This window comes from Achromobacter sp. 1014246743 (assembly GCF_059760725.1).
Genome location: NZ_JCBANA010000024.1, coordinates 20,140 through 32,447 on the forward strand (window position 1 = coordinate 20,140; position 12,308 = coordinate 32,447).

Here is a 12,308-nt window from a genome sequence, read left to right on the forward strand (position 1 = left end):
TAGGATCAGGCATGCGTATCGGCCAACAGGACTTCTGCATCGTCCAGGGCCATGATGCGCAAGTCGGTTTCATCGTGGATGGCGACGCCATCGCCGCCATCCACGGGCATGTCATTGACGGTCAAGCGCCCCTTGGCAGCCACCAGGTAACCACGACGCGCGCCTTCGGCGAAACGGTAGGTGGCCGCTTGCCCGGCCTTCAGCGCAACCGCCAGCACGCGTGCGTCGCTGCGGATCGGCAACGCATCGTCGTCGCCTTCCATGCCGCTGGCCAGCGTGATGAACTGGCCGTTGCAGGCCTCGCCGGCAAAGCTCTTGCGGCCCCAGCTGGGCGGCACGCCGCGGCGGTCCGGCTCGATCCAGATCTGGAACACCCGCGCCGGTCCGCCTTCCATGTTGAACTCGGCGTGCGTCACGCCGCTGCCCGCGCTCATCACCTGCACATCGCCGACCCGGGTACGGCCGCGGTTGCCCAGGTCGTCTTCGTGGGTCAGCGCGCCTTCGCGCACGCAGGTGATGATTTCCATGTCCGTCTGCAGCAGGGGAGGAAAGCCCGCCCCCGCCGCGATCGTCTCATCGTTCCAGGCGCGCAGCGCCCCCCAGCGCATCCGCTTGGGGTCCTGGTAGCCCGCGAACGAGAAATGGTGTTTGGCATCGAGCCAGCCGCGGCGGGCGTGGCCCAGGGTTTCAAGCGGTCGGCGCTCAATCATGGCTGGCCTCTTTGGATATCAGTGTTTCAACGTCAGGAAGTGATGCACTTCCGGTTTGCCGGGCCCCGCATGAAAGCGCAGCGCTTCGGCCTGCAGGTCGGCATCGGCATGCGACACCCGGTGATGCTGGCGCAGGTGTTCGGCCCACGACTCCACGAAGAACCACTCCACCACGCGCTGCGGATCGTTCGTGTGTTCGACCACGCCCCAGGCATAGGCCCCATCACGCAACCGCTCCTGCGACAGGCGCTTCATTGCATCCAGAAACGCCGCACGGTCTTCCTGGCGGATTCGGTATTCCACCTGCACCAGCACCGGCCCGCGGTCGTTGGTCACCGACTCCGCAACCAGCGGCTCGGGCCAGTGGTTGGACGCCTGCAGATCCGCTTCGCCCACCGGCAGGCGGACACGGTGGAACAGCAGCGCCACCACGACCAGCCCGGCGGCGCTGACCGCCAAGGCGTAGGGCACGCCGATCTCGCGGGCCACCAGGCCCCAGCCCAGGCTGCCGGCCGCCATCGCGCCGTTGAACACCATCAGGTACACGGCCAGCCCGCGGCCACGTACCCAGTTCGGCAGAATCGCCTGGGCCACGCTGTTGAAGGTCGTGAGCGCGGTGATCCAGCCCATGCCCAGCAACACCAGCAGCGGCACGGCCAGCCACTTGGGCGGCGCAAACACCAGCATCGCCATGACGGCCGCACTGACCACCGAGGCCAGCAGCACCAGCCCGTCCGTATCCAGGTGCGCGCTCACCCGGGGCATCACCAGCGCGCCGATGATGGCGCCGGCGCCCACCGCCCCCAGCAACACGCCATAGAAACCGGCGGTGCCGCCCAGCATCTGCCGGGCCACCAGGGGCAGCAGGGCCCACACGGCGCTGGCGAACAGGAAGAACACAGCGGCGCGCAGCAGCACGCGGTGCAGCTCCTTGCTGGCCCGCGTATAGCGCAGGCCGGCGCGGAAGGCCCCCAGGAAGTTCTCCGACAGGGCGCTGTCGGTAGCGGCCGGGCGCTTCCACCACAGCAGCGCGGCAATGACAAAGACGTAGCTCAGCACATCCATGCCGTAGGTCACCGCGGCGCCGAAGCTGGCCAATATCAGGCCGCCCGCGGCCGGGCCGATGGCGCGGGCAATGTTGATGCCCAGCGAGTTCAGCGCCACCGCGCCCTTGAGGTTATCGCGTGGCACCAGTTCAGGCACGATGGACTGCCAGGTCGGCCCCATCAGCGCCGCACCGATACCGCCCACGAAGGTCAGTGCAATCAGGTAATCCACCGTCAATGCGCCGAAGTGCGACAGCACCAGCAGCGTACCGCTGACCGAGGCCAGCAGCAGCTGCACGAATATCAGGAAACGCCGCCGGTCCAGAATGTCCGACAGCACGCCAGCCGGAATCGCCAACAGAAAGATCGGCAGCGTCGCCGCCGTCTGGATCAGGGCAACGGCGGTCGGGCTGGCGGACAGGTCCGTCACCAGCCAGGAGCTGGCCACGTCGCGCATGAAGCTGCCGACGTTGCCCAGCACCGTGGCCGCCCACAACACGGCAAACACGGGCTGGCGCAGCGCCACGAAGCTGCCTCCCGCGGATGGGTTCTTCTGGTCTGGCACGGTGCGCTCCTGGATCCGGATTTACTTGGCGGGGTTGGGGCCGATGCGTTCGCCGTGCTGCACGCGCTCGGCCAGCTTGTGGACGTGGGTCACGGCGTAGTCGATGCCCATGCCGTACGCGCCGGAGTGTTCCTTGACGATGGCGGTCACGGCGTCATAGGTCTCCTTGCGGGCCCAGTCACGCTGCCATTCCAGCAACACTTGCTGCCAGGTCACCGGCACCACGCCGGCCTGGATCATGCGGTCCATGGCGTACTTGTGCGCATCGGCCGAGGTGCCGCCCGAGGCGTCGGCCACCATGTAGATTTCGTAGTCGCCTTCCAGCATGGCGCACAGGGCGAACGTGGTGTTGCAGACTTCCGTCCACAGGCCCGCCACGATGACCTTCTTGCGGCCGTTGGCGGCCAGCGCGTCACGCACGTTCTGGTCGTCCCACGAATTCATCGAGGTACGCTCCAGGATCTTGTTGTCCGGAAACACGGCCAGCAGTTCGGGGAAGGTATTGCCCGAGAAGCTCTCGGTTTCCACCGTGGTGATAGTGGTGGGAATGTTGAAGGTGCGCGCGGCCTTGGCCAGGCCCACCACGTTGTTCTTCAGCGTCTGGCGGTCGATCGACTGCACGCCGAATGCCATCTGCGGCTGCTGATCGATGAAGATGATCTGGCTGTTTTCGGGGGTCAGGACTTCGAGGTATTTGCGGTTCGACATGGTGGGGCTCTCTTTCAAGGAATCGGTCAATAAAGGCGGCAAAGTGAATTCGGAGTACTGGCTGGCCATCCGGGCCTGCGCCGCTTGGGCGGTAGCGGAAGTGCCGTTTGAAGCTTCCGTTTGCGTCGTCAGTCGGTAGAGACATATTAGGGATCCGCACGTCTGCTGAGAATCCGCAACATGGAATTGCATCCATTCCATTTTTTGCATGATCCCTCTGGCAGCCCACCAATGCGTGACGCTTTGCAAGGCGTTCTTGTATGGGCAATAGCCAGCCGCTATCATCGGCGCGAACTGATACATGAGAGTGCACGATGAATAAATTGCCCGATCTGGAAGGGTGGGCGATCTTCGCCAAGGTTGCCGAGACCGGGTCGTTCGCCAAGGCCGCCGCCGAGCTTTCTATCGCCCAGGCCACGGTTTCCAAGACCATCACCCGGCTGGAAGCCCGGATGAAGACCACGCTGTTCCATCGCACCTCACGCAGCATGACCCTGACCGAATCCGGCTACGCGGCGCTGGAGCGGGCCGCCCGCATCCTCGAGGAGGGCGAAGCGGTCGAAGCCGAGGTCACGGAAAAATCCACCAGCCTGCACGGCAAGATCCGCCTGGCCGCGCCCATGTCATTCGGCGTCACGCACCTGGCGCCGATGCTGCCGCCCTTCATGCAGGCGCATCCCGACGTGGGCCTGGAGATCGAATTCAACGACAAGCAGGCCGACCTGGTGTCCGAACGCTTCGACCTGGCGCTGCGCATCTCCAACCTGGTGGATTCCACCTTGCTGGCGCGGCGCCTGTGCTCGGTGCGCATCCTGCTGGTGGGCGCGCCTGGCTACTTCAAGCGCGCAGGCAAACCCAAGCACCCGCGCGACCTGGCGCAGCACACCGCGCTGCAATACATGTACGCCCGCAACGGCGCCAGCTGGCGCTTTCGCCACGAGAAGCACGGCGAGTTCTCGCAAGCCTTGCCGGTGCACCTGAACGTGAACAACGCCGAAGCCCTGGCGCCCGCGCTGCGGGCCGGCATGGGCCTGGCGCTGCAGCCCGAATTCCTGGCCTGGGAAGACCTGCAATCCGGCGCCCTGGAAATCGCCATGGAAGACTGGCAGGTGGATCCCATCGCCCTGCACATCGTCACGCCACCGGGGCGCCGTCGGCCGGCCCGGGTGCAGGCGCTGATCGAATACCTGGCGCAGCGCCTGACGGCCGAGCCGTGGGCGAATGACGTGCAGGGGTAGTCGTCCCGCAGGACCTGATCAATGAAAAGAGGGGCCGCACCTGCGGCCCCTCGATGACATGGCATATGAACTACTTGGAACGCTTGAGTTCGGCTGGCAGATCAAGTCCCAAGAAGTGGTCAAACCCCATCCAACCGTACGTGATGACGATGGCCCAGACCAAACTGAACAGAGAACCGACCAGAAAATATTCCGCGTCGAGCTTCTGATCCAGTTCCTTGAAGCGAGCCACTGTCTTCAGCGCAATGACCGCAACCAGAATTTCCCACGCCCCCACCAACACACCTGCGGCGATAAGCAGTCGCTCAAGGCTGCCTATCAAGTGACCCACCCTGGGATGACTGATCAATGGCGACGCCGCGGGCACCTCACCAGCAGGACCGGAATTCGCCTGCTGGAGCTTGTTCTTCATGGCGGTGATCAGCCCGCTCCACTCGAGCATCCGCTTGCAAATTCTGTTGCCGGCGGCAGTCAGCAGAAATACCGCGACAATCATTGAAGCGATCGATAGTACCCACTCGCAGGTCATAGTAGTCCGTAATGCCTGTCCAGCGCCGCGGCGCTTTCCGTCAACGCACGCCACTCGTGTTCATAGAGTTCGAAACGGCCGGCTCGTCGAATCTTGTAGTAGGTGGCCGTAGACATTCCGAGCTGAGTCACCAGATCTCCGACCGCCTTTCGCTCCGACAACAAAATGACCTGCCTTTGGCGATCGGTCCAATCACTCTCGATATCTGTCACCGCAGCGCCCACACCGTCCATCAGAATCTGTACGGTTGGTTGATCCGGCAATACAAAACGGTATGCGTTGCCGTCTCGCTTGTCAGCAAGGCGTTTGCGACTCGCTGCAAGACCCGGCCCCATCATGTTCCATGCCCGATCGTTGTTGATGGGTGTTTCCAAAGAGATGACACCCAACACAAACCGGCATTCGAGCAGCTTGAGCAGCATGCCTGCCCTGAGCTTTCGCAACAGCGCCAGACCATCGGACAGATTCGCACAAATGCCTTGGAATTCGTCACCCAGTGTGATCGTGAGCGGCGAGACGAGCTTGCGCTGATCGTCTTCATTGACCTGATCGATCACCTCATTGAATACGCGATGCAAGTCGGGCACTGAGGGCGAGCGCTCACTGGATACGAGGTCTCCCATGACAACGGTGTGCGAATATCGAGATGTCATCGTTGGCTGACCTTGCATTCATCGTGGGTCATTGAATTCACAATGCACCTCCTTCCATTACAAGAGCCATTCTCCGAAAAATGACTACGTCCGACCAGCCATGGCGCAAAGTAGAAGACGAAGTTACTGGCCAAGTGTGGCCTGGAGGCATATGCCATGAGAACCCAAAAAAAGTTACATAATTAACCCATATTTGGGCTATTTTTGTAATGTAGCCCATTTTTGGTACTCCTGATCGAATCTATCGGCAGGGCGAGAACAGACCAAACCCGACAAAAAAAAGGGGCTGCCTGAGCAGCCCCTTCTTATGTCATCCCGCAGCCCGGGCGGGCCGCTCGATGATGGTCTGACCGCCAGCGATCAAACGTCGATATTGCCCGCCGAAAGCGCGTGCGCTTCGATGAAGTTGCGGCGCGGTTCGACGTCGTCGCCCATCAGCGTGGTGAAGACTTCGTCCGCCGCGATGGCGTCTTCGATCTGCACGCGCAGCAGGCGGCGCACCTTCGGGTCCATCGTGGTTTCCCACAGCTGTTCCGGGTTCATTTCGCCCAGGCCCTTGTAGCGCTGCTTGGAGATGCTGCGATCGGCTTCGCTGCGCAGCCACTGCATGGCTTCGCGGAAGTCGGACACAACCTGTTCCTTGCGCTTGTCGCCTTCGCCACGAGCGGCCAGGGAGCGCGGGCCGACCTTGCCCGAGAAGCTCTTGGCGGCCTTGGACAGGATGGCGTAGTCGCTGCCGTTGACGAAGTCGGCGTCGATGATGCTGACGCGCACGTTGCCGTGGTGCATGCGCTGCACCGACAGGCGGTGGCGTTCGGTGGCTTCGTCGAACTCGGGCACGACGTCCACGCCGTTGCCGCTGACCGGGTCACGCATGGCATCGGCCAGGCGCTTGGCCGAATCGGCGGCGGCTTCGGCCGAATCCAGGTTGATCTCGACGCCCTCGGCCATGGCCGACAACGCCGCCACGTCGAACACGCGCGCCAGGCGGGCCATCACGCCATCAGCCGCCACGTACTGGCGGGCCAGGTCGCTGAGCTCTTCGCCGCGGATGATGTTGCCGCCCGAGATGATCTCGGCGTCTTTCAGGGCCAGCTGCAGCATGAACTGCGCTTCCTCCTGGGCATCCTTCAGATAGCGTTCTTCACGGCCAACCTTGACCTTGTACAGAGGCGGCTGCGCGATGTAGACGTAGCCGCGCTGCACCAGCTCGGGCATCTGGCGGTACAGCAGCGTCAGGAGCAGGGTGCGGATGTGCGCGCCGTCCACGTCCGCGTCGGTCATGATGATCAGGCGGTGGTAGCGCAGCTTGTCGACGTTGAAGTCGGGGCCGATGCTGGTGCCCAGCGCGGTGATCAGGGTGGCGATCTGTTCGCTGGCGATCAGGCGGTCAAAGCGCGCCTTTTCCACGTTCAGCACCTTGCCGCGCAGCGGCAGGATGGCCTGGAACTTGCGGTCGCGGCCTTGCTTGGCCGAGCCACCTGCGGAGTCACCCTCGACGATGTACAGCTCGCACAGCGCCGGATCTTTTTCCTGGCAGTCAGCCAACTTGCCGGGCAGGCCGGCGCCTTCCAGCACGCTCTTGCGACGCGTCATTTCGCGCGCCTTGCGGGCGGCTTCGCGGGCACGAGCGGCTTCGACGATCTTGTTGCACAGGGCCTTGGCGTCGTTCGGGTGTTCGAGCAGCCAGGTTTCCAGCGTGCGCGCCACGGCTTCTTCGACGGCCGGACGCACTTCGCTGGACACCAGCTTGTCCTTGGTCTGGCTGCTGAACTTGGGCTCGGGCACCTTCACCGACAGCACGCAGGCCAGGCCTTCGCGCATGTCGTCGCCGGACGTCTCGACCTTGGCCTTCTTGGCCAGCTCGTTGTCGGTGATGTACTTGTTGATGATGCGGGTCATCGCCGCGCGCAGGCCGGTCAGGTGCGAGCCGCCGTCGCGCTGCGGAATGTTGTTGGTGAAGCACAGCACGCTTTCGCTGTAGCTGTCGTTCCACTGCATCGCCACTTCCACGCCCACCGACACGCCGCCCGCGGCGGACTCGGTGCTGACCGAGAACACGTTCGGGTGCAGCACGGTCTTGGCGCGGTTGATGTATTCGACAAAGCCCTTCACGCCGCCCGAGAAGGCGAAGTTCTCTTCCTTGCCCTGGCGCTGGTCGATCAGGCGGATCTTGACGCCGTTGTTCAGGAACGAGAGCTCGCGCAGGCGCTTGGAGAGAATCTCGTAGTGGTATTCGATGTTGTTGAAGATGATCGGGTCGGCCAGGAAGCGCACTTCGGTGCCGCGCTTGTCGGTCGTGCCGGTCACGGCCAGGGGCGCAACGCGCTCGCCCTGGCGGAATTCCATCTGGTGCACTTCGCCGTTGCGGCGGATGGTCAGGCGCAGCCATTCGGACAAGGCGTTCACGCAAGACACGCCCACGCCGTGCAGGCCACCGGACACCTTGTACGAGTTCTGGTCGAACTTGCCGCCCGCGTGCAGCTCGGTCATGACGATTTCCGCCGCGCTGCGGTGGAATTCATCGTCCTTGTGGATATCCGTGGGGATGCCGCGGCCGTTGTCGGTGACCGAGATCGAATTGTCGGTGTGGATCGTGACGACGATATCGTCGCAATAGCCGGCCAGCGCTTCGTCAATGGCGTTGTCGACGACTTCGAACACCATGTGGTGCAAGCCGGTGCCGTCGGACGTGTCCCCGATGTACATGCCGGGGCGCTTGCGCACGGCCTCCAGCCCCTTGAGCATCTTGATCGAGTCGGCGCCGTAGCCGCCGTTCTCGGGAGTGGTGTTCTGCTGATCTGACATGTCTGTATCGATAACGCTTTAAAGAACGGCCTGGCGGCCGGACCGCCGACGAGCCATCAGGCCCGTGGCGGCACAAACCCACATGAGCGCGGACTTAGATCCGCATGGGCATGACGACGTACTTGAACTGGTCGTCTTCGGGCAAGGTGATGAGCGCCGACGCGTTGGCATCGGGCATGACCGACCACTGGATGTTGTCCACTTTGACGTTGGCCAGCACGTCGAGCAGATAGCCGACGTTGAAACCCACGTCCAGCGGCTCGTGGCCGTAGTCGATGTCGATTTCTTCCTGGGCCTCTTCCTGCTCGGCGTTCGAGGACGAGATCTTCATCTGGTTCTGCGCCAGCTGCAGGCGCACGCCCTTGAACTTGTCGGTGGTGAGAATGGCCGCGCGCTGCAGGCTGCCCTGCAGGGCTTCGCGGCCCACCAGGAAGTGCCGCGTGTAATTCGTGGGAATCACACGCGTGAAATCGGGGAACTTGCCTTCGACCAGCTTGGACACCAGCTCGACGTCGCCGAAACGGAAACGGATCTGGCCCGGCGCCACGTCGATCGACACGACTTCGTCGGAGTCTTCGAGCAGGCGCTGCATTTCAAGCACGGTCTTGCGCGGCACGATCACTTCGTGGCGTTCGCTGATGCCGTCTGCTTCGGTGGAGCAGTGGGCCAGGCGGTGGCCGTCGGTGGCAACCGCGCGCACGCGACCCGGTTCAAACACCAGCAGCATGCCGTTCAGGTAGTAGCGGATGTCCTGCTGGGCCATGGCGAAGTGCACCATGTTGAACAGGTGGCGCAGCGTGCGCTGCGGCATGGTCAGCGACACGTCCCATTGTTCGGGCTGGGCCACGGTGGGGAATTCGCTGGCGGCCAGCGTCTGCAGGGCAAAGCGGCTCTTGGCCGACTGCACCGACAGCTTGTTGCTGGCCAGCGCCAGGCGCACGTCGCCCGTATCGGGCAGGGCCTTCAGGATGTCGAGCAGCTTGCGCGCCGCAACGGTGGTGGACTCGTTGTCGTGGCCCACGCCGAAGTCGGCATGCGTGGTGATCTGTACTTCGAGGTCGGTCGCAATGAAGGCAACCTTGTTGCCTTCCTTGCGCATCAGGATGTTCGCCAGGATGGGCAGGGTATGGCGTCTTTCGACGATGCCCGCCACGGTCGACAGCGGTTTCAGCAATGCATCGCGTGTGGTTTGTACGAGTTGCATGGTCATCCTTTTAGAGTTTGTTCCAACACGTGCAGGGTATGGTTGAGCTCCGCTTGCTTTGCGCGGGCGTCGGAAATCTTGCGTACGGCGTGCAGGACGGTGGTGTGATCACGACCACCGAACAGGTCACCGATTTCCGGCAGGCTTTTCTGGGTCAGCTCCTTCGCCAGGTACATGGCGACCTGGCGCGGCAACGCGATATTGGCCGGCCGGCGTTTCGAATACATGTCGGCCACTTTGATCTTGTAGAAGTCCGCCACCGTCTTCTGGATGTTTTCCACGGTGATCTGCCCATTGGACACGGACAGCAGATCCTTCAGGGCTTCCTTGCAGACGTCCACCGTCAGCACGTCGCGACCATGGAAGCGGGCGTAGGCCAGCACCTTGCGCAGCGCGCCTTCAAGTTCGCGCACATTGCTGCGCAAGTGCTTGGCGATGAAGAACGCCACTTCCTCGGGCATGGGCACGCCTTCGGACTCGGCCTTGCGCAGCAGGATCGCCACGCGCATCTCGAGCTCGGGCGGCTCGATCGCGACCGTCAGGCCGGAATCGAAGCGCGAGATCAGGCGGCTGTCGATGCCCGACAGTTCCTTCGGGTACGTGTCGCTGGTGATGATGATCTGCTTGCGCTGCGCGACCATCGCCTCGAACGCATAGAAGAATTCTTCCTGCGTGCGGTTCTTGCCGGAGAAGAACTGGATGTCGTCGATCAGCAGCAGGTCCAGCGAGTGGTAGTAGCGCTTGAAATCGTCGAACGCCTTGCGCTGGTATGCCTTGACCACGTCGGACACGTATTGGTCGGCATGCACGTAGCGCACGCGAACGCCGGTACCCGCCGCCACCATGGCGTTGCCGATGGCGTGGATCAAGTGGGTCTTGCCCAGGCCCACGCCGCCATACAGGAACAGCGGGTTGTACGACGTGCCCGGGTTCTCGGCCACCTGCAGTGCGGCAGCGCGCGCCAGCTGGTTCGCCTTACCCGTCACGAAGTTCTCGAACGTCAGGTCGGTGTTCAGGCGCGAGCGCTCGTACACGATGTTCGCGGCATCCGCATTGACGGCAGCCGCGCCCGCACTGGGGGCGGGGGCTGCCGGGGCGGCGGGCTGCGCGGCCATGCCGGGCGGTGCGCCGCCTGACGGCGTGGCACCGGACAGTGGCGTTTGCGCGGGCTGCTGGGCGCGCACGGGCGCGACAGGCATGCGCGGCGTCGCGCCCTGCGAGGGCAACTCGAACAAAACCTGTACCGGACGCTCGAACCACTCCGCGGCCAACGCTTCGATCTGGTGGGAGAAATTCTTGCGCACCCAGTCCAGCTTGAACCGGTTGGGGGCGGCAACGCGCAGCACCGCCTGCGTCTCGTCATACGCAAGCGGGACCAGCGGTCGTATCCACGCGCTGATTTGTTGGGGGGGGAGTTCCTGCTCAAGACGACTGACGCAGGTCTGCCAGAATTCTTTCATGTCGCTCTTATTCAAACCTCGATTCTACCTTGCCTGGGCATGGGTTATCCACAGGGTAGGGCATAAGCCTGCACATGCCGCCCCCTTAACTGTTTGACAAGACAGGGAAAACTTGCTGAAATGGTGGGCTTTTCCGAATTCTGTCTGTCAGAAGGTTTCGCAGAAGGCCCGGTATCACCGCGAGCGCTACACTGGCGTTCGCCTGGAATCCTGGCCTTGCTGAATAGGTCGCCCGGGGAATCCCCGGCCCCAAGCCCCGTCTACAAGTCTGTTTTTGCTGGCGTTTTTGCACTTCACGTGCCATGACGCGGCAGAATCGCTTACTAGATACCCGCTTTGGATCTGCGACCAGGAACCCTCCGGGCAGGTCCCTTCTGACTTTTGTTCTTTTTGTGGATCGTCCATGAAACGTACCTACCAACCTTCCGTTACCCGCCGCAAGCGCACCCATGGCTTTCGCGTGCGCATGAAAACCCGCGCTGGCCGCGCCATCCTGAGCGCCCGCCGCGCCAAGGGCCGCAAGCGTCTGGCCGTCTAAGTCCCGCGTTTCCGGTCTTTTGCCGGAAGCCTGACTTTTTTGCACGGACCGGCCATATTGCAAGACCTCTCGCAATCCCGTCCCGGTTCCGCGCAAACGCCTGACCCGCAGTCCATGCCGCGCTCCACGCTTCCCCCGGAGGCGCGGCTGCATCGCCCCTCCGAGTTCGCCGCCGCCCTCAAAGGCCGGCGTCTTGCCCGAGGGGCGTTTTTCGTTGTGAGCGCCGCTCCCAACGATCTGCCTCCCGGCCAGGACGCCTGTGCCCGCCTGGGCCTGGTGATCGCCAAGCGGTTCGCCGCCCACGCCACCACGCGCAATGCCTTGAAGCGGGTCATCCGCGAGGCGTTCCGTCACCGGCGCCTGGCGCTTCCGGCAAAAGACTACGTCGTGCGGCTGCACTGCAAGGTGGCGCCCGCCACGCTCACCGCGCTCAAACGTGCGGCCAGGGCCGAAGCGGACGCTCACTTCGAGCGGATCGCGCGATGAACGGCCCATCCCCCCGGCAGGCAAGCCGTCCGCGACGCGGGCGATCCGTGGGGGCCGCAATACTCATTGCCCCGATCCGGTTCTACAGGTTCTTCCTGAGCCCCTGGATCGGCCGGCAGTGCCGCTTTACCCCGACCTGCTCGGCGTACGCGATCGAGGCGATCGAACGCCACGGTCCCTGGCGCGGCTTCTGGCTGATGGTCCGGCGCATCGGCCGGTGCCATCCCTGGACGCCCGGTGGCTGGGACCCGGTTCCGCCGGCCAAGGGAACCAACGGCGGCGCTTGCTGCTCCCATGGCCACCGCACCGAGCACGATTGACGCTAAACTGGCGGGCTTTGCTGGCCCGTATTCACTTCAGTAG

The 12,308-nt window shown here is 63.5% G+C and carries 12 protein-coding genes; 4 read left to right on the plus strand and 8 right to left on the minus strand.

From position 1 onward, the window contains the following. Positions 1-5 precede the first annotated feature (5 nt). From AC6LJ2_RS12225 to AC6LJ2_RS12235, 3 genes are read right to left on the minus strand one after another with little or no spacing between them, the layout of a single operon-like run. Positions 6-710 carry a pirin family protein gene (locus tag AC6LJ2_RS12225; RefSeq protein WP_263915322.1) on the minus strand — a complete coding sequence of 235 codons (705 nt, stop codon included), beginning with the start codon at positions 708-710 and terminating at the stop codon, positions 6-8. An 18-nt stretch (positions 711-728) separates the two neighbouring features. Further along, positions 729-2,321, minus strand: coding sequence for an MFS transporter (locus AC6LJ2_RS12230; protein WP_498151436.1), 1,593 nt, complete (start codon positions 2,319-2,321; stop codon positions 729-731). Positions 2,322-2,342: 21 nt separating this feature from the next. After that, positions 2,343-3,029, minus strand: coding sequence for a hydrolase (locus AC6LJ2_RS12235; protein ID WP_175192292.1), 687 nt, complete (start codon positions 3,027-3,029; stop codon positions 2,343-2,345). A gap of 314 nt (positions 3,030-3,343) precedes the next feature. Between AC6LJ2_RS12235 and AC6LJ2_RS12240 the strand changes: the two genes are divergently transcribed. Then, positions 3,344-4,267, plus strand: coding sequence for a LysR family transcriptional regulator (locus tag AC6LJ2_RS12240; RefSeq protein WP_263915319.1), 924 nt, complete (start codon positions 3,344-3,346; stop codon positions 4,265-4,267). Between the two features lie 70 nt (positions 4,268-4,337). Here the strand turns inward: AC6LJ2_RS12240 and AC6LJ2_RS12245 are convergent, their stop codons facing one another. The 5 genes from AC6LJ2_RS12245 to dnaA form a co-directional block, all read right to left on the minus strand. Further along, positions 4,338-4,763: a hypothetical protein gene (locus AC6LJ2_RS12245; RefSeq protein WP_445657877.1), complete on the minus strand. Its 426-nt coding sequence runs from the start codon at positions 4,761-4,763 to the stop codon at positions 4,338-4,340. 29 nt (positions 4,764-4,792) lie between these two features. Then, on the minus strand, positions 4,793-5,419 hold the full coding sequence (locus AC6LJ2_RS12250; RefSeq protein WP_498151437.1) for a SatD family protein: 627 nt from the start codon (positions 5,417-5,419) through the stop codon (positions 4,793-4,795). Between the two features lie 390 nt (positions 5,420-5,809). Beyond that, positions 5,810-8,257, minus strand: a complete 2,448-nt coding sequence (gene gyrB, locus AC6LJ2_RS12255) for a DNA topoisomerase (ATP-hydrolyzing) subunit B (protein WP_263915316.1) — start codon at positions 8,255-8,257, stop codon at positions 5,810-5,812. Positions 8,258-8,351: 94 nt separating this feature from the next. Then, on the minus strand, positions 8,352-9,461 hold the full coding sequence (dnaN, locus tag AC6LJ2_RS12260) for a DNA polymerase III subunit beta (RefSeq protein ID WP_263915315.1): 1,110 nt from the start codon (positions 9,459-9,461) through the stop codon (positions 8,352-8,354). A 2-nt stretch (positions 9,462-9,463) separates the two neighbouring features. After that, positions 9,464-10,921 (minus strand): chromosomal replication initiator protein DnaA, encoded by a 1,458-nt coding sequence (gene dnaA / locus AC6LJ2_RS12265; RefSeq protein WP_263915314.1) that lies wholly within the window; start codon positions 10,919-10,921, stop codon positions 9,464-9,466. 403 nt (positions 10,922-11,324) lie between these two features. Between dnaA and rpmH the strand changes: the two genes are divergently transcribed. From rpmH to yidD, 3 genes are all read left to right on the plus strand, one after another. After that, entirely contained in the window at positions 11,325-11,459 is a 135-nt protein-coding gene (rpmH, locus tag AC6LJ2_RS12270; protein WP_006228069.1) for a 50S ribosomal protein L34, read from the plus strand. A 114-nt stretch (positions 11,460-11,573) separates the two neighbouring features. Next, on the plus strand, positions 11,574-11,945 hold the full coding sequence (locus AC6LJ2_RS12275) for a ribonuclease P protein component (RefSeq protein WP_025140407.1): 372 nt from the start codon (positions 11,574-11,576) through the stop codon (positions 11,943-11,945). After that, positions 11,942-12,265 (plus strand): membrane protein insertion efficiency factor YidD, encoded by a 324-nt coding sequence (gene yidD, locus AC6LJ2_RS12280; protein WP_081821741.1) that lies wholly within the window; start codon positions 11,942-11,944, stop codon positions 12,263-12,265. Before AC6LJ2_RS12275 ends, yidD begins: the two co-directional genes overlap by 4 nt. Positions 12,266-12,308: the final 43 nt, after the last annotated feature.

Excerpts from the sequence above, each read along its gene's own strand:
- AC6LJ2_RS12225 (WP_263915322.1), bottom strand. The coding sequence starts at position 710 with ATGATTGAGCGCCGACCGCTTGAAACCCTGGGCCACGCCCGCCGCGGC.
- AC6LJ2_RS12235 (WP_175192292.1), bottom strand. The coding sequence starts at position 3,029 with ATGTCGAACCGCAAATACCTCGAAGTCCTGACCCCCGAAAACAGCCAG.
- AC6LJ2_RS12240 (WP_263915319.1), top strand. The coding sequence starts at position 3,344 with ATGAATAAATTGCCCGATCTGGAAGGGTGGGCGATCTTCGCCAAGGTT.
- AC6LJ2_RS12245 (WP_445657877.1), bottom strand. The coding sequence starts at position 4,763 with ATGATTGTCGCGGTATTTCTGCTGACTGCCGCCGGCAACAGAATTTGC.
- AC6LJ2_RS12250 (WP_498151437.1), bottom strand. The coding sequence starts at position 5,419 with ATGGGAGACCTCGTATCCAGTGAGCGCTCGCCCTCAGTGCCCGACTTG.
- gyrB (WP_263915316.1), bottom strand. The coding sequence starts at position 8,257 with ATGTCAGATCAGCAGAACACCACTCCCGAGAACGGCGGCTACGGCGCC.
- dnaN (WP_263915315.1), bottom strand. The coding sequence starts at position 9,461 with ATGCAACTCGTACAAACCACACGCGATGCATTGCTGAAACCGCTGTCG.
- dnaA (WP_263915314.1), bottom strand. The coding sequence starts at position 10,921 with ATGAAAGAATTCTGGCAGACCTGCGTCAGTCGTCTTGAGCAGGAACTC.
- rpmH (WP_006228069.1), top strand. The coding sequence starts at position 11,325 with ATGAAACGTACCTACCAACCTTCCGTTACCCGCCGCAAGCGCACCCAT.
- AC6LJ2_RS12275 (WP_025140407.1), top strand. The coding sequence starts at position 11,574 with ATGCCGCGCTCCACGCTTCCCCCGGAGGCGCGGCTGCATCGCCCCTCC.
- yidD (WP_081821741.1), top strand. The coding sequence starts at position 11,942 with ATGAACGGCCCATCCCCCCGGCAGGCAAGCCGTCCGCGACGCGGGCGA.